Origin of the sequence: Streptomyces sp. W1SF4 (assembly GCF_003950035.1) — a bacterium.
Classification (GTDB): Bacteria; Actinomycetota; Actinomycetes; order Streptomycetales; family Streptomycetaceae; genus Streptomyces; species Streptomyces racemochromogenes.
Genome location: NZ_CP034350.1, coordinates 4,495,858 through 4,512,000 on the forward strand (window position 1 = coordinate 4,495,858; position 16,143 = coordinate 4,512,000).

A 16,143-nucleotide genomic window follows, 5' to 3' on the forward strand; every position below is an offset into this window, starting at 1 on the left:
GTATGGTGAAAACATCCGCTGCTATGCAGCTTGTACGACAAAAGGGAAATAGTTCGCAGTTTGGTCACCGGCCCGCGCGCCACCCGCGCGGCCGGTACGGGGTGGCCCTGGCCGCACTGCTGGTCGCCGCCCTGGGTACGGGGTGCGGGACCACGGAGGCCGAGAAGCCGGCCAAGGGCAAGCCCGGCCAGGGGTCGGAGGCGGGCGGCGCGGCCGGCGCGCTCGCCAACTCCGCGGAGAAGCGCAAGGCCGCCCAGCAGGCCCGGATCGCGGCCGCGAAGAAGTGGCGGCTGGCCAAGACGCCGCTGTCGGCCCCCGCCGCGCCGAAGACGAAGCCCGAGATCACCACGCGCGAGGGCTTCGAGGTCGAGGACCAGGAGGAACTGCCCCCGGTCTTCACCACCATCCCGACCGAGGACAAGGTCGTCTTCCTGACGGTGGACGACGGGGCCGAGAAGGACCCCGAGTTCATCAGGATGATGAGCGAGCTGAAGATCCCCTACACGGCGTTCCTCAGCGACTACCTCGTGCGCGACAACTACCCCTACTTCAAGGAGATGCAGGCCGCGGGCGTCACCCTGAACAACCACACCCTCAACCACCGCTACATGCCCGGCCTCTCCTACGAGCAGCAGCGCGAGGAGATCTGCGGCCAGCAGGACACCATCCAGAAGCAGTTCGGCAAGCGGCCCACGCTCTTCCGGCCGCCCTACGGCAACTACAACCAGGACACGCTGAAGGCCGCCAAGTCCTGCGGCATCAAGGCGGTTCCGCTGTGGAACGCCGAGGCGTTCGTGAACCGGATGGACTACCGCGAATGGGACCGCGACCTCCACCCCGGTGACATCATCCTCACGCACTTCCGGGGCCGGGAGGACTGGAAGGGCACGATGCCTGACATGATCCGTCATGTCATGAAGACCGTCACGGACAAGGGGTACGCCGTGGCCCGCCTGGAGGACTACTTGTGAGGTACGCGCGCCGGCTGGTGGCCGGGACGCTGACGGCCGGCGCGCTCGCGCTGTCCCTGACGGGATGCGGGAACAGCGTGGATCCCATCGAACGGCTGGGCCGCAAGACCGCGCCGGACAGCGCGTCCCCTTCGGCCTCCCCGTCCGCGCCGGCCCCCGCGGCGAGCTCCGCGCAGGCCGGTGCGGCGGGGGACGAGGCGTACCGGAAGTGGGGCCTCAAGGCCCCCCTCCAGTACGCCCCCAAGCCGGCGCAGAAGCCCCAACTCCCCAAGGCCGCCCCGGGCAAGGCGGCCGTGCTGGACCGAATACCCGTCGCGCCGACGGAGAAGGTCGTCTTCCTGACCTTCGACGACGGTGCGGAGAAGGACCCCGAGTTCCTGAAGATGGCGGCCGACCTGAAGCTGCCGATCAGCATGTTCCTGACGGACAACGTGGCCTCCTCGGACTACGGCCACTTCGAGAAGCTCCGCGACAACGGCTCCGGCAGCACGGTCAACAACCACACCCTGACCCACCCGAACCTCCGCACCCTGCCCTTCGCGGCGCAGAAGAAGGAGATATGCGGGCAGCAGGACCACCTGGAGAAGCGCTTCGGCAAGCGGCCGCCGCTCTTCCGCCCGCCGTTCGGGAACTACAACGACGACACCCTCAAGGCCGCCGCCGAATGCGGCGTCCAGACGGTGGTCCTGTGGCGGGCGTCGATGCAGATAAACGACTTCCAGTACGCGGAGGGCTCCGCCCTCAAGCCGGGCGACATCATCCTGGCCCACTTCCGCGGCCCGTCGGAGCTCAAGGGCTCGACGGAAACCCAGATGACGACCCGCATGCTCCAGCGCATACAGGACCAGGGCTACAGGATCGCCCGCCTGGAGGACTACCTGTAGGGGCCCGCTATCTCCCCCTCGAGGGGTGGGGGTCGGGCGGTGTTTGCCCACCCGCCTCCCCGTCAGCGGGCCGGTGGGCCGGACGGGCGGTAGCCCCTCGGACGGCCTCAGGGAGGGTTGGGGGTTTCCCGTCAGTCCCATCGTCCTTCCGGTTCGGGCCGGTCCCTCAAGGGCGCTCCCTTCGGTCGCGTCGCTACGCGATGGCCTTCGGCCACCCTTGACCGACCGACCCGAACCGGAAAGCCGAAAGACTGCCGGGAAACCCCCAAAGAAACGGGACGGTTCAGAGGAGGGCGGACGGGTCTCTCAGGGATGTGGCGAGGGGCCGGGCGCCGGCCCGCCCGACATCCGGCCCCCACACCCGCGATCCGGACCAGGGGCGCGACTACCCGCACCAAAGGTCGATCCGGGCGACCTGGGAAGCCCCAGACGCGACAGATCGCTACGCGCTCCTCCCGTCTCAGCGTCCGACGACCGCCTTGGGCTGATACCCGCACGAGAAGCCGATCAGAGCGGCTCATGGGGCACCCAGGCGCGTCAGTTCGCTACGCGCTTCTCTGATCTCGGCGGCCGGCCGCCGTCTTGAGCCGGTCGTCGGCCATACAGAAGACTCACGCGCCCCTTTTGACCCCGTATGGGGGCCTGTTGTGGGGTCGGATGGCTCTCTGTCGGAGTCTGCGGGTGAAAAGGACATCCGCAGACTCCGGCAAGCCGCCAAAGGCCCTGCGAGAGGGCGGATTCGACCTCCAAAGGGCTTCGTCCGCCCCTCTCGCGGCCCATCCCAGCCCCAGACGGCCGCCGGACGCCAAGCCGGGAGGAGCGCGTAGCGATCTCTCGCGCCCGTCCGCTGCCTGGGCTGACCTGGTCGTCCTCTGGCGCGGGTATCAGCCACAGGCGGTCGTCGGACGCTGAGAAACGGGGAGCGCGTAGCGATCTGTCGCGCCTGTCGGCTCCCTGGGCTGCTCTGGTCGTCTTCTCGTGCGGGTGGTCGCGCCCCTGGCCCGGGATCACGGACGTGGGGGGCGGATGTCGGGCGGGCCGGCGCCCGGCCCCTCGCCTGGTCCCTGAGGGACCCGCCCCTCCAAGGATCGTCCGTGCCGTTTCTTTGGGGGTTTCCCGGCAGTCTTTCGGCTTTCCGGGGCGGGTCGGCCTGTCAAGGGTGGCCGAAGGCCATCGCGTAGCGACGCGACGAAGGAGCGCCCTTGACAGGCCGGCACGACACGGAAGGACGATGGGACTGACGGGAAACCCCCAGACTTCTCTGGTCCGGTCCAGGGGGCTACCGCCCCCGAACCACCGCCCGCACCCGGGGAGGCGGGTGGGCAAACACCGCCCGACCCCACGGGGTCGAGGGGGAGATAGCGGGCCCGCGCCCCGCCCCCCAGGGTCAGCGCCCCAGCGCCGTTTCGTGTTCCATGCGGGTCAGTTTCTGGGGGTTGCGGACGGTGTAGAGGCCGGTGATGAGGCCGTCGTCGATGCGCAGCGCCACGACCATGTCGACCTCGCCGTCCATCCGGATGAGGAGTGCCGGGTGGCCGTTCACGCGGGTCGGCTCCGTGGTCACCAGCCGGCCGAAGACGACGACGCCGGCCGCCAGGGCACGGGCCACCTTGTCCGCGCCGATCACGGGTCGGGGCATGGCCCGCTTGATGCCGCCGCCGTCGCCCAGGGCCACGACGTCCGGGGCGAGGAGGTCGAGCAGGCCCTGGAGGTCGCCCGTCTCCAGGGCCCGCCGGAAGGCGTCGAGGGCGGCCCGGGTCTCGGTCGCGGAGACGACCCCGCGCGGCCGGCGCGCGGCGACGTGCGAGCGGGCCCGGTGCGCGATCTGGCGGACCGCCGCCGGGCTCTTCTCGACGGCCTCCGCGATCTCCTCGTACCCCAGGTCGAACACCTCGCGCAGGACGAACACCGCACGCTCGGTCGGCGCCAGCGTCTCCAGCACCAGCATCATCGCCATCGAGACGCTGTCGGCCAGCTCGACGTCCTCGGCCACGTCCGGCGCGGTCAGCAGCGGCTCCGGAAGCCAGGGGCCGACGTACGTCTCCTTGCGGCGGCTCAGTGCGCGCAGCCGGCCGAGGGCCTGCCGGGTGGCGATCCGGACCAGGTACGCGCGCGGCTCCCGCACCGTTTCGAGGTCGACGCCCGACCAGCGCAGCCAGGTCTCCTGGAGGACGTCCTCCGCGTCCGCGGCCGAGCCGAGCATCTCGTAGGCGGCCGTGAACAGCAGCTTGCGGTGCCTGACGAACGCCTCGGTGGCGGGGTCGGGACGGTCGTCCTCGCTCATGTGCGGGTCTCCTCTGCCTCCGTACGTGACCGGTCGCCCATACGACGCCGGACCCCGGTGCTTTGTGACAGGCCGGACGGCCCCGCGGTCCGTGACGCGCGTCACAGCGGTCCACCTGTCACGGGCGCCGTCCGGCCGGCATCTCATGTCCGACCAGTCGCGTTGACGAGGAGGACGACATGAAGGTCGTGGTGGTGGGCGCCGGCTACGCGGGGATGCTCGCGGCGAACCGGATCGCCAAGAAGGTCAGGGGCGCCGAGATCACGGTGGTCAACCCGCGCGCCGAGTTCGTGGAACGCGTACGGCTCCACCAGCAGGTCGCCGGGACCGCTGCCGTGGCGACGCCCCTCACCTCGATGCTGCGCCCCGGGATCACCGTCCGCGTCGCCACCGTGGAGGAGGTGGGCGACGGCCGCGTCACCCTCGCGGGCGGGGAGACCCTCGACTTCGACCACGCGTTCCTGGCGGTCGGCAGCACGGTCCGGGCCATGGAGGGAACGGTCCCGGTCGGGACCTGGGAGGGCGCCGAACGGGCCCGGGCGCAGCTCGACGCCCTGCCCGCGGGCAGCACGGTCACCGTGGTCGGCGGCGGCGCGACCGGGATCGAGACGGCGGCCGAGATCGCCGAGGCCCGGCCCGGCCTGCGCGTGCGCATCATCGGCCCGTCGGTCGCCGACGGCTTCTCCGACCGGGCGCGGACCAAGGCGCGCGCCGGACTGGAGCGTCTGGGGGTCGAGGTGGTGGACGACACCGTCACGGGCGTCGTCGACGGCACGGTGCGCCTGGGTTCCGGGGTGGAGGCGGTCTCCGACCTGACCCTGTGGGCGATCGTGTCCGACGTACCCGACCTGGCCGCGCGCAGCGGTCTGACGGTCGACGCGCGCGGCCGGGCGCTCGTGGACGAGTGCCTGCGCAGCGTCGACGACGGACGGATCTTCGTCGTGGGCGACTGCGCGGCGGTGCCCGGTGCCCGCTTCGCCTGCGCCCTCGCCACGCCGCAGGCCGCCCACGCCGCCGACACCCTGGTCCGCCTGATCGGCGGCCGCGAGCCCGAACCGTACGCACTCCGTTACGTGGCCCGGGCCGTCACGCTCGGGCGCAAGGGCGCGGTGGCCCAGTTCACCCACCGCGATGACACCCTGCGCCGCGCCTGCCTCACCGGGCGCACCGCCGTGGTGCTCAAGGAACTGGCCGCCCGGGGAGGCAGGTACGGCGCCCGCACGGGCGTCGGGGGCTGAACGCCCCGGCGCGTACGGGCCCGGCGCACCGCGCCCCACACCCTCCGCCGGTTCGGGCCGCTACGCGGTCTCGGCCTCCAGGATGGCCAGGAGTCCGGGGAAGCGTGCCTCGATGTCGGCTCGACGCAGGCCCGCCATCCGGCTGTTGCCCCGGTCGACCTGGTGGATCAGGCCGGCTTCCCGCAGGGTGCGGAAGTGGTGGGTGACCGTCGCTTTGGAGACCGGCAGCGAGAAGGAGGCGCAGGTGCGCGCGGTGCCTTCCGGGGCAAGGGCCAGCTCGCGCACCACACGGCGGCGCAGAGGATCGGCGAGCGCGGAAAGCACTCTGCCGAGCTCGATCTCCTCGACGGTCGGGTGACCCTCGTCGTCGGGCATGGTGGCGATCTCCCCCCTCAGGTAAGGATTGGATCTTACCTCTGGCGACTGCTAGCGTCCCACAGGTACGAACTCAGTCGTACCTATCTGTGGGGGAGAACCCTGATGGACCAGCTCGTCTCACTCGTCGGCATAGCCCGCTCCAAGCCGGAACGCGCCCAGGAGCTCATGGAGCTCCTGCTCTCCTTCGTCGAGCCCACCCGGCAGGAGCCGGGCTGCCTGGAGTACCACTTCCACGAGGACGGCGAGGAGCCCGGTGTCTTCGTGTTCTACGAGGTGTGGCGCAGCCAGGCCGACCTGGACGCCCATCTGGCGCTCCCGCACCTGCGGGACTTCTGGGAGCGTCGGATGGACTACCTGACCACGGACGTGGAGCTCCGCTTCGTGAACATGCGAAGCCCTTACGGCCACTAGGCCACCAGGCCGCGAGGCCACTGGGCCGCCAGGGTCTGTCGCGCCCGGCGGCTCCCGGGGGCGGGGCGAGGGGCTACCGCAGCCCCGCCCCCGCCCCCGCCACCACCGGGGTGATCGTCGTTTCCGCCGGGCCCATGGCGTCGGCTTCGCGCTGGCGTTCCGCGCTGTCGCTGATGCGCAGCAGCAGGGCGATCATGATCCAGTTGGCCAGCAGTGACGAGCCGCCCTTCGCCAGGAAGGGGAGGGCCTTGCCGGTCAGGGGGATCAGGCCCGTCACGCCGCCGGCGACCACGAAGACCTGGAGCGCCAGCGCCGCCGCCAGGCCCACCGCCAGCAGCTTGCCGAACGGGTCCCGCGCGGCCAGCGCCATGCGCAGGCCCCGCTGTACGAGCAGGGCGTAGATGATCAGTACGGCCATCACCCCGGCCAGGCCGAGCTCCTCGCCCACCGTCGTCAGGATGAAGTCGCTGCGCCCCGCGAACTTGATCAGCTCGGGGTGTCCCATCCCGAGACCGGTGCCCGAGACGCCGCCGGTGCCGAAGCTGAACAGCGCCTGCGCGGACTGCTCGGAGTTGAGGCCCTGCGGGGGGTTCGGGGAGTAGATGGCCAGGGGGTTCAGCCAGGCGGCGACGCGGGCCTTGACGTGGGGTTCCGTCGAGCCGACCACGAACGCGCCCACGGCGGCCATCAGCAGGCCGCAGACGATCCAGCTGGTGCGCTCGGTGGCCACGTACAGCATCACCACGAAGACGCCGAAGAAGATCAGGGACGTGCCGAGGTCGCGCTCGAAGACGAGGACGAGCAGCGAGATGATCCACACCGTGATGATCGGCCCGAGCTGCCGCATCGGCGGCAGCCGCATGCCCAGGAACCTGCGCCCCGTCAGGGCCAGCGAATCGCGGTGGATGACCAGGTAGCCCGCGAAGAAGATCGCGATCATGATCTTCACGAACTCGCCGGGCTGGAGCGAGAAGCCGAACAGGATGATCCAGCGCTTGGCGCCGTACGTGTCCGCACCGAAGAACGCCGGCGCGATCAGCAGCACCAGCGCGACGGCCATCGTGATGTAGATGAAGCGCTGGAGCAGCCGGTGGTCGCGCAGCAGCGCCACGACCAGGATGCAGGCGGCGACCCCGACCACCGTCCACATCAGCTGGTCGGGCGCGTTGGCCGTGGAGTTCCACCGCTCGATGTAGCCCTGGTCGAGCCGGTGGATGAGCACTAGCCCCAGCCCGGTGAGCAGCATCGCGAGCGGGAAGATCAACGGGTCCGCGTACGCAGCGAACCGGCGGATGCCCAGGTGACCCACCAGGGACAGCAGCGTCATGCTGATGACGAAGCTGGTGAGGTGCTGCGGCAGCTCGCCGTTCATGGCCAGCCCGGCGCTGACGTGGCCGAAGACGGCGATGCCGATGACCAGGAGCAGCAGCAGCGCTTCGGTGCGACGGCGGGCGCCCGCCATCGTCAGGGGCCTCAGTCCACGCACGGGATGCCGCCGCCGTCGATCTCACCCTTCTCCGGCCGGGGCGGCGGGGGAGCGGATGACGGGGGTGACGCGGGTGACGCGGGGGAAGAAGGAGAGGGAGAAGAGGGCGGCGCGACGGCCGGCGCGCTCGGGGTCGTCGCAGTGGTCGACCGGGGACCGATCTGCTCGGCAATGAGGCGCTTTATCTTCATATCATCTACGACGTTGATGTCCTCCCCATGGTTCCTTCCGAAGCCCTCTACGGGGAGTGTCGTGAACCGCACTCTGCCCCCGGACAGGTTCTTCGCCTGCTTCACGAACGACAGCAGGTCCCATCCCTCGTCCGTCACGACGTCCTCCTTCGCCGTGTCGATCAGCTTGAGGAGCTTCACCGGGTCCGTGAAGGTCCCGGCCGAGTTCAGTTTCTGCGTCGCCCCCGCGAGGAAGGCCTGCTGCCGCTTCGTCCGGTCCAGGTCGCCCATCGCCAGCCCGTGCCGCTGCCGTACGAAGGCCAGGGACTGCCGGCCGTTCAGGGTCTGCCGGCCCGCCGGGAAGTCGGCGCCCGAGTACGGGTCCTTCACCGGCTTCTTCAGGCACACCGGTACGCCGCCCAGCGCGTCCGCGAGGTGGTGGAAGCCGGCCAGGCTGAGCTCGGCGAAGTGGTCGACCGGGACGCCCAGGAAGTCGCGCACCGTCTCGATCTGCGCCCGGCGACCCGCCTCGCGCCCCTCCCGCTCCAGGCGGCGCCGGTCCCGCACGCCGGCCCGGGAGAGCTGTTCCTCCCTGGCGGCCTTCGCCAGGCCGTACGCCTTCTTGATCTTGTCCTTGCGGCCCTGCCCCTGCCCCGCCCCCTGCCCGGCGATCTCCACGAAGTCGTCGCGCGGTATCGAGAAGGCCTTCGCCTCGCCGCCGTCGCCCGGGACGTGCAGCAGGATGAGGGTGTTCGCGTTGTAGCCGCCGATGTCCGAGCTTCCCGCGTGCAGCGCGTCGAGGATCTCGGCGGGCAGCGGGTCGCCGTTTCGGTCGCGCCGGCTGTCCAGGCCCATGAGCAGGATGTTCACATCACCGTGCGCCGACCTCTCGGCGCCGTCCAGGGCCTTCGAGCCGGCGATGCCGGAGGCGAGGTCGCGGTAGAGGTACCAGGCGCCGCCGCCCGCCGTCACCGTCAGCACGCAGCCCGTGATCAGCAGCGTGCGCGCGAGCCTCCGGCGCCGTGAGGGCCTGCGGTGGCCGGTCTTGGTCCGTGTCCGTGCAGCGCTCATGCCGCTCGATCCTGGCGCAGGGGCGCTGAAGGAATCCTGAGGAGGCGGCCCCCTCAGCGCTCGCCCCGCCCCGACGGAACCCACAGTTCCAGCCGCGCGCCCCGGCCGCCCGGCGCGCCGAGCGCGCGTACCTCGCCCCCGTGGGCCCGCGCGATCTCCCGGGCGATGGCCAGGCCCAGGCCGGTGCCGCCGCCGGCCCGGCCGCGGTCCGCGTCGAGGCGTACGAACCGCTCGAAGACGCGGTCGCGGTCCGCCTCCGGGATCCCCGGACCGTCGTCGGCCACTTCCAGCACCGCCCGCCCGTCCCGCGCGGCGGCCCGCACCACGACCCCGGCGTCCGCGTACCGCAGGGCGTTGTCCACCAGGTTGGCCAGGGCCCGCTCCAGCCGCGCCGGGTCCCCGTACGCCGGCACCGGCGCGGGCGCCTCCAGCCGCAGCGGCACCCGGGGCGCGGGCCGCCGCGCCGCGTCCTCGGCGGCCAGCAGCGCGAGGTCCACCGGCTCGGGGCGGGGCGCGGGCCCGCCGTCCAGGCGGGCCAGGAGCAGCAGGTCGGCGGCGATCCGCTGGAGCCGCCCGGTGTCGGCCAGCGCGGCGGCCACCGACGCCCGGTCGGGCCGCTCCATGGCCAGGGCCACCTCCAGCCGCGAGCGGACTGCGGCGAGCGGGTTGCGCAGCTCGTGCGAGGCGTCGGCGGTGAACTGGCGCTGGCGGGCGTCGGAGCGCTCCAGCCGGTCGAGGGTGTCGTTGACGGTCCGGGCCAGCTGGGCGATCTCGTCGCCGCCGCCGGGGTCGGGGACGCGCCGGTCGAGCTCGCTCGCGGTGACGGCGGCGAGCGAGGTGCGGATGGCGGTGACGGGGCGCAGCGCGCGGCCGGTGGCCCACCAGGCCAGGGCCGCCGCGAAGGCGGTCAGCGGGGGAGCGCCGGCGAGGAGGCCGGTGGCGATGGCGCGGGTGGCGTCGTCGACGTCGCCGAGCACGGTCACCGCGTACACGGTGTGCGGATCGTGCGCGCCGGGCGGGCCGGGGGCCTCGACCGCGACGACCACGCGCCGCTGCGCGCCGGGGCGGGCGGGCGGCAGTACGGCCGAGCGGGAGTCCTGGCCGGGGCCGGGGCGCAGTGCGTCGAGGCGCGGGGGGTCCTTGGGCGCTCCGGCGGCGGTGCTGGCGACGTCGCGGCCGTGGGCGTCGCGTACGAGGACCAGGTCGACCCCGCCGTCGGGCGCGGGCAGCCGGCCGCCGGGCGGGAGGGTCCGGGTGTCGAGCTGGGCGGCGACCTTGCGCGCGGCGAGCTCGGTGCGGCCGGTGGTGTTGTCGAGGAGGTTGCTGCGCATGAGGCTGTGGAGCCAGAGCCCGCCGGTGGTGAGGACCGCGGCCATCGCGAGGGCGGCGGCGAGGGCGGTCCGCGCGCGCAGGTTGCCCACGAGGCGGATCCGCGGACGCAGGTCGCCCACGAGGCGGCCGCGCGGTCTCCTGCCCTCCGGCCCCGCCCCCGGCCCCGCGCCCTCACCCACCGTCGGGAGCCATGCGGTAGCCGGTGCCGTGGACGGTGAGGATCGAGCGGCGGCCGAAGGGGGCGTCGATCTTCTTGCGCAGGGAGGAGACGTAGACCTCGACGATGTTCGGGTCGATGCCGTGCGGGGCGTCCCAGACCTCGTCGAGGACGTCCTGCTTGGCGACGGCCCGGCCGGGGCGCCGCATCAGGCAGGCGAGGACGCCGACTTCGCGGGCGGTGAGTTCGATGTCGTGGCTCCCGCGGCGGCAGCGGCGGTCGAGCGGGTCGAGGCAGAGGTCCCCGGCCCGGAGCTCGGCGGGTTCGGGGGCGGCGGCGCGGCGGGCGAGGGCGCGCAGCCGGGCGGCCAGCACCAGGAAGGAGAAGGGCTTGGTGAGGTAGTCGTCGGCGCCGGCGTCGAGCCCCTCGGCCTCGTCGTGCTCGCCGTCCCTGGCGGTCAGCATCAGGACGGGCGTGGGATCGCCGTGCGCCCGCATCCGGGCGCAGATCTCGGCGCCGCCGGGGCCGGGGAGCATCAGGTCGAGCAGGACGGCGTCGTACGGTCCGCCGGTGAGGGCCAGTTCGAGGCCGCGGTGGCCGTCGTGGGCGACCTCGACGCGGTGGCCTTCGGCGGACAGGCCCTGGCGGAGGGATTCGGCCAGGTTCTCTTCGTCTTCGACCACGAGGATGCGCACGCCCCAAGCCTCACATACCGGGCAGCGGCTCCTCGGGCCCCGGGGCGCCCCGGTCCGGTTCCCGAGGGGTCGGGGTTCAGCCGAACGGGGTGTTCGGCGGCCGGAATACGTGGAACCAGCGGACCGTGTTGGCACTCCGCTTGACCGAGTGCTAATCGCCGGAATAGTGTCACACCTGGCACTCGCCCCCGGTGAGTGCCAACACAGCGACAGGCTGGTCCGGCACCCGCGACGACGGATCGACCTGGTCGCCACCTCAGACAGTTAACCCCGGATCTCCGAAGGGGGAGGTCGGATCGTGACGACCGCCAGCTCCAAGGTTGCCATCAAGCCGCTTGAGGACCGCATCGTGGTCCAGCCGCTCGACGCCGAGCAGACCACGGCCTCCGGCCTGGTCATCCCGGACACCGCGAAGGAGAAGCCCCAGGAGGGCGTCGTCCTCGCGGTCGGCCCGGGCCGCTTCGAGGACGGCCAGCGTCTCCCGCTGGACGTCAACGTCGGCGACATCGTGCTGTACAGCAAGTACGGCGGCACCGAAGTGAAGTACAGCGGCGAGGAGTACCTCGTCCTCTCGGCCCGCGACGTGCTCGCGATCGTCGAGAAGTAATTCGCTTCAAGAAGTTTGCTTGAGCTGCGCCCCTGGTCACCCCGCTGATTGCCGGGCGGCGAGGGGCGCGGTTCGTTAAACCCGAGTTTTCGAGAGGGCTGAACCGCTCCCATGGCGAAGATCCTGAAGTTCGACGAGGACGCCCGTCGCGCCCTCGAGCGCGGCGTCAACAAGCTTGCCGACACGGTGAAGGTGACGATCGGCCCCAAGGGCCGCAACGTCGTCATCGACAAGAAGTTCGGCGCCCCCACCATCACCAACGACGGTGTCACCATCGCCCGCGAGGTCGAGCTGGACGACCCGTACGAGAACCTCGGCGCGCAGCTGGTGAAGGAGGTGGCGACCAAGACCAACGACATCGCGGGTGACGGCACCACCACCGCCACCGTGCTGGCCCAGGCGCTCGTCCGCGAGGGCCTGCGCAACGTCGCCGCCGGCGCCTCCCCGGCCGCCCTGAAGAAGGGCATCGACGCCGCGGTCAAGGCCGTGTCCGAGGACCTCCTCGCGACCGCCCGCCCGATCGAGGACAAGTCGGACATCGCCGCCGTGGCCGCGCTCTCCGCGCAGGACGCCCAGGTCGGCGAGCTCATCGCCGAGGCGATGGACAAGGTCGGCAAGGACGGTGTCATCACCGTCGAGGAGTCCAACGCCTTCGGCCTGGAGCTCGAGTTCACCGAGGGCATGGCCTTCGACAAGGGCTACCTGTCCCCCTACATGGTCACCGACCAGGAGCGTATGGAGGCCGTCCTCGACGACCCGTACATCCTGATCAACCAGGGCAAGATCTCCTCCATCCAGGACCTCCTGCCGCTGCTGGAGAAGGTCATCCAGGCGGGTGGCTCCAAGCCGCTGCTGATCATCGCCGAGGACGTCGAGGGCGAGGCCCTCTCCACCCTCGTCGTCAACAAGATCCGCGGCACCTTCAACGCGGTGGCCGTCAAGGCCCCGGGCTTCGGCGACCGCCGCAAGGCGATGCTCCAGGACATGGCCACCCTCACCGGTGCCACCGTCATCGCCGAGGAGGTCGGCCTCAAGCTCGACCAGGCCGGTCTGGACGTCCTCGGTTCCGCGCGCCGCGTGACCATCTCCAAGGACGACACGACCATCGTCGACGGTGGCGGCAACGCCGCTGACGTCGCGGGCCGCGTCAACCAGATCAAGGCCGAGATCGAGGCCACGGACTCCGACTGGGACCGCGAGAAGCTGCAGGAGCGCCTGGCGAAGCTCGCCGGCGGCGTCTGCGTCATCAAGGTCGGCGCCGCCACCGAGGTGGAGCTCAAGGAGAAGAAGCACCGTCTCGAGGACGCCATCTCCGCGACCCGCGCCGCGGTCGAGGAGGGCATCGTCTCCGGCGGTGGCTCCGCGCTCGTCCACGCCGTCAAGGTCCTGGAGGGCAACCTCGGCCTGACCGGCGACGAGGGCACCGGCGTCTCCGTCGTCCGCCGCGCCGCCGTCGAGCCGCTGCGCTGGATCGCCGAGAACGCGGGCCTCGAGGGCTACGTCATCACCTCGAAGGTCTCCGAGCTCGACAAGGGCCAGGGCTTCAACGCCGCCACCGGCGAGTACGGCGACCTGGTCAAGGCCGGCGTCATCGACCCGGTCAAGGTCACCCGCTCCGCCCTGGAGAACGCCGCCTCCATCGCCTCCCTGCTGCTCACGACCGAGACCCTGGTCGTCGAGAAGCCGGCGGAGGAGGAGGCCGAGGCCGGTCACGGCCACGGTCACGGCCACAGCCACTGACGCGACGCGTCCGCGCGCTTCACGGGAAGGCCCCCGTCCCGCCGTTCACACGGTGGGACGGGGGCCTTCCCGTTCTCCGGGGCGGACCGCGGGCGTCACTCCATCATGCCGAGCTGCCGCATCAGGCCCATGGCGTCGTAGTGCCACCAGCCTTCCTTGATCTTGCCGTCCTGGCACCGGAAGACCGTGGTGCCGGTCATCGTGCAGGTCTTGCCGGTGGGGGCGACGCCCATGAACTCGCCCTTGTGCGTGCCGGTCCAGGTCCACAGCGTGGTGACGTAGTCGTCCTGCGCCGTCTGGGCGTCAATGGTGAAGGAGAAGTCGAAGGCGGCGCGCCACATCTCGACGTCGTCCCTGATCGCGGAGTAGCCGTGCTTGTCCTCGGGGTTGGAGATGTCGTGGTCGTGGTAGTCCGGGGCGAAGACCTCCTCGATGGCGGCCATGTCGCCCTTCACCGCGATGTCGTCGAACATCCGGTTCGCCATCATGGTGTTGAGGTGCTCGTCGCGGACCGTGTCGAGGTTGGTGAAGGTCGGCATGCCGTCGCACAGGGCCGTCATCTCGTGGAACATCCGGTCCGTCTCGGGGAGGTTGGAGTTCTTCATGGCCTCCTCGTACGAAGGGAACTCGACGAAGTTCACGTAGTGGTCCGTCTGGTCGCGGTCCTTGCCCACCACGCTGTGGGTGACCGTGCGCTTGCCCTGGCTCTGGGCGACGTACTTGTCCAGCAGGTCGTTCATCGCGTCGGGCTGGTGGGTCCTGTAGTCAACCAGTTGTACGAATGTCATGGTGGGCTCCCGTGCTGGAGGGGACGTGTCCAGTTTAGGGAGGATTCACCCGTTCAGCCCGGTCTACCGGCGGGTTACTGAGGCCCGTACTTGCGGCCCGTACGGGAGGAGACACCGCCGAGCAGCCCGCGCGGCGTCAGCTTCACCACACCCATCAGCGCCTTGTAGCGCGGGTCCGGGATCGACACGGTCTTGCCGCGCGCCAGGTCGGCGAGCGCGGCGGCCACCAGCTTGTCCGCGTCGAGCCACAGCCAGCCCGGGATGTTGTCCGTGCCCATGCCGGCCCGCTCGTGGAACTCGGTCCGCACGAAGCCGGGGCACAGGGCCATCAGGCGGACGCCGGAGCCGGCGAGGTCCCGCGCCGCGCCCTGGGTGAACTGCACGACCCAGGCCTTGCTGGCGCCGTACGTGCCGCGCGGCACGAAGGCGGCGACCGAGGCCACGTTGACCACCCCGCCGCGGCCGCGCGAGCGCATCGACTCCGTCGCCGCCGAGGTCAGCCGCAGCACCGCCTCGACGTGCACCTTCAGCATCGTCAGCTCGTCGGCCATGGAGACTTCCAGGTAGCGGCCCTTGTTGCCGAAGCCCGCGTTGTTGACGAGCAGGTCCACCGGGTGCGTACGGTCGCCGAGGCGGGTCTCGACGGCCTTGATGCCCTCCTCGGTGGAGAGGTCGGCGGCCAGCACCTCGGCCTCGATGCCGTGCCGGTCGTGCAGCTCGGTCGCCTGTTCGGCGAGTCGCTTGGTGTCGCGGGCCACCAGTACGAGGTTGTGGCCCTGGGAGGCCAGCCGCCGGGCGAAGGCGGCGCCGATGCCCGCCGTGGATCCAGTGATCAGCGCAGTCGTCATGTGCGCAAAATAGCCGCCCGCGGCCGACCGGCGGGCCTCCGCGCGCACGTGCGTGCGATCCCGTGATCTCCGGGGCCCGTGGAACGCCCCGCGCGGGCTGTCCGTCGGGGCCCTCCTCCCAAAGGGGCGGCTGGGGGATTGGCGCCGCGGTCAAAGCCGGTCTTATGCTCGGAGGGTGATCGAGGCACGCCACCTCCGGATCCTGCGCGCCGTCGCCGGGACCGGTTCCTTCTCCGCCGCCGCCCGCGAGCTCGGCTGCACCCAGCCCGCCGTCTCCCAGCAGATGAAGGCCCTGGAACAGTCGGCCGGGACCCCGTTGCTGGTGCGCGCCGGCCGCGAGATGCGCCTGACCCAGGCCGGCGAGGCCCTGGTGCGGCACGCCGCCGGGATCCTGGCCGGGCTGACGGCCGCCGAGGAGGAGGTCGCGGCCATCGCCGGGCTGCGCGCGGGCCGGGTCCGGCTCGTCTCCTTCCCCAGCGGCAGCTCCACGCTAGTGCCCACCGCGCTCGCGGCGATGCGCGCGGAGCATCCGGGCACGCGCATCTCCCTGGTCGAGGCGGAGCCGCCGCGGTCGGTGGAGATGCTGCGCGAGGGCGACTGCGACGTGGCGCTGGCCTTCCGTTACGCGGGGGCCTCGGCGGTGGCCGAGTGGGACGACCTGGTGGTGACCCCGCTGCTGACCGACCGGCTCGTCGGGCTGGTGCCCGAGGGGCACCGGCTGGCCGGGGCCGGGCGGGTGGGCATGGCGGAGCTGGCCGACGAGCCCTGGATCGCGGGCTGTCCGCGCTGCCGCCGCCATCTGGTGGAGGTGTGCGAGGGTGCGGGCTTCACCCCGCGCATCGACTTCGCCACCGACGACTACCCGGCCGTGGTCGGCCTGGTGGGCGCCGGGCTGGGCGTGGCGGTGCTGCCCGAGCTGGCGGTGGAGTCCGTACGGGCGAAGGGCGTGAGCGCCCTGGCCGTGGAGCCGGCGGTGGAGCGGGAGGTCGTGGCGCTGACGCTGCCCGACCTGGCGCGCGTGCCGGCGGTGGCGGCGACCCTGGGTGAGCTGGTGCGGGCCGCCGCCCGTTGACCTGCGCGTGC

General features: G+C 71.7%; 15 protein-coding genes. 7 read left to right on the top strand and 8 right to left on the bottom strand.

Going from position 1 to position 16,143, the window contains the following annotated elements; all coding sequences use genetic code 11:
• The first annotated feature begins 101 nt into the window (after positions 1 to 101).
• Together D1J60_RS21135 and D1J60_RS21140 are read left to right on the top strand one after the other, a co-directional pair.
• A complete protein-coding gene (locus D1J60_RS21135) occupies positions 102 to 971 on the top strand; it encodes a polysaccharide deacetylase family protein (RefSeq protein WP_125822137.1) in 870 nt (289 codons plus the stop codon).
• Between the two features lie 14 nt (positions 972 to 985).
• A complete protein-coding gene (locus D1J60_RS21140; RefSeq protein ID WP_125824125.1) occupies positions 986 to 1,855 on the top strand; it encodes a polysaccharide deacetylase family protein in 870 nt (289 codons plus the stop codon).
• A 1,387-nt stretch (positions 1,856 to 3,242) separates the two neighbouring features.
• Here D1J60_RS21140 and D1J60_RS21145 read toward each other — a convergent pair.
• On the bottom strand, positions 3,243 to 4,139 hold the full coding sequence (locus D1J60_RS21145; RefSeq protein ID WP_125822138.1) for an RNA polymerase sigma-70 factor: 897 nt from the start codon (positions 4,137 to 4,139) through the stop codon (positions 3,243 to 3,245).
• Between the two features lie 179 nt (positions 4,140 to 4,318).
• On the opposite strand from D1J60_RS21145, the gene D1J60_RS21150 reads away from it, so the two are divergent.
• Positions 4,319 to 5,377 carry an FAD-dependent oxidoreductase gene (locus D1J60_RS21150; RefSeq protein ID WP_125822139.1) on the top strand — a complete coding sequence of 353 codons (1,059 nt, stop codon included), beginning with the start codon at positions 4,319 to 4,321 and terminating at the stop codon, positions 5,375 to 5,377.
• A 60-nt stretch (positions 5,378 to 5,437) separates the two neighbouring features.
• On the opposite strand, the gene D1J60_RS21155 is transcribed toward D1J60_RS21150, so the two are convergent.
• Positions 5,438 to 5,752 carry a helix-turn-helix domain-containing protein gene (locus D1J60_RS21155; RefSeq protein WP_125822140.1) on the bottom strand — a complete coding sequence of 105 codons (315 nt, stop codon included), beginning with the start codon at positions 5,750 to 5,752 and terminating at the stop codon, positions 5,438 to 5,440.
• Positions 5,753 to 5,857: 105 nt separating this feature from the next.
• Here D1J60_RS21155 and D1J60_RS21160 point away from each other — a divergent pair, with 105 nt between their 5' ends.
• On the top strand, positions 5,858 to 6,166 hold the full coding sequence (locus D1J60_RS21160) for a putative quinol monooxygenase (protein ID WP_125822141.1): 309 nt from the start codon (positions 5,858 to 5,860) through the stop codon (positions 6,164 to 6,166).
• Between the two features lie 73 nt (positions 6,167 to 6,239).
• On the opposite strand, the gene D1J60_RS21165 is transcribed toward D1J60_RS21160, so the two are convergent.
• From D1J60_RS21165 to D1J60_RS21180, 4 genes are read right to left on the bottom strand one after another with little or no spacing between them, the layout of a single operon-like run.
• Entirely contained in the window at positions 6,240 to 7,652 is a 1,413-nt protein-coding gene (locus tag D1J60_RS21165) for an FtsW/RodA/SpoVE family cell cycle protein (protein ID WP_241253346.1), read from the bottom strand.
• Entirely contained in the window at positions 7,640 to 8,893 is a 1,254-nt protein-coding gene (locus tag D1J60_RS21170; protein ID WP_125822142.1) for an LCP family protein, read from the bottom strand. The genes D1J60_RS21165 and D1J60_RS21170 overlap by 13 nt, the downstream gene beginning before the upstream one ends.
• Before the next feature lie 53 nt (positions 8,894 to 8,946).
• Positions 8,947 to 10,344 carry a HAMP domain-containing sensor histidine kinase gene (locus D1J60_RS21175; protein ID WP_164720935.1) on the bottom strand — a complete coding sequence of 466 codons (1,398 nt, stop codon included), beginning with the start codon at positions 10,342 to 10,344 and terminating at the stop codon, positions 8,947 to 8,949.
• A 52-nt stretch (positions 10,345 to 10,396) separates the two neighbouring features.
• Positions 10,397 to 11,077, bottom strand: coding sequence for a response regulator transcription factor (locus tag D1J60_RS21180; RefSeq protein WP_125822144.1), 681 nt, complete (start codon positions 11,075 to 11,077; stop codon positions 10,397 to 10,399).
• Between the two features lie 298 nt (positions 11,078 to 11,375).
• On the opposite strand from D1J60_RS21180, the gene groES reads away from it, so the two are divergent.
• Both groES and groL read left to right on the top strand, forming a co-directional pair.
• Positions 11,376 to 11,684 (top strand): co-chaperone GroES, encoded by a 309-nt coding sequence (gene groES / locus D1J60_RS21185; RefSeq protein WP_007265952.1) that lies wholly within the window; start codon positions 11,376 to 11,378, stop codon positions 11,682 to 11,684.
• A 111-nt stretch (positions 11,685 to 11,795) separates the two neighbouring features.
• Complete coding sequence (gene groL, locus D1J60_RS21190) at positions 11,796 to 13,424, top strand: chaperonin GroEL (protein WP_125600861.1); 1,629 nt, start codon at positions 11,796 to 11,798, stop codon at positions 13,422 to 13,424.
• Positions 13,425 to 13,519: 95 nt separating this feature from the next.
• Here groL and D1J60_RS21195 read toward each other — a convergent pair whose 3' ends face one another.
• Together D1J60_RS21195 and D1J60_RS21200 are read right to left on the bottom strand one after the other, a co-directional pair.
• Positions 13,520 to 14,212 carry an ester cyclase gene (locus D1J60_RS21195; RefSeq protein WP_125822145.1) on the bottom strand — a complete coding sequence of 231 codons (693 nt, stop codon included), beginning with the start codon at positions 14,210 to 14,212 and terminating at the stop codon, positions 13,520 to 13,522.
• A 74-nt stretch (positions 14,213 to 14,286) separates the two neighbouring features.
• Positions 14,287 to 15,060 carry an SDR family oxidoreductase gene (locus D1J60_RS21200; protein WP_125600855.1) on the bottom strand — a complete coding sequence of 258 codons (774 nt, stop codon included), beginning with the start codon at positions 15,058 to 15,060 and terminating at the stop codon, positions 14,287 to 14,289.
• A gap of 175 nt (positions 15,061 to 15,235) precedes the next feature.
• On the opposite strand from D1J60_RS21200, the gene D1J60_RS21205 reads away from it, so the two are divergent.
• Entirely contained in the window at positions 15,236 to 16,132 is an 897-nt protein-coding gene (locus D1J60_RS21205) for a LysR family transcriptional regulator (protein ID WP_125600852.1), read from the top strand.
• The last annotated feature ends 11 nt before the right edge of the window (positions 16,133 to 16,143 follow it).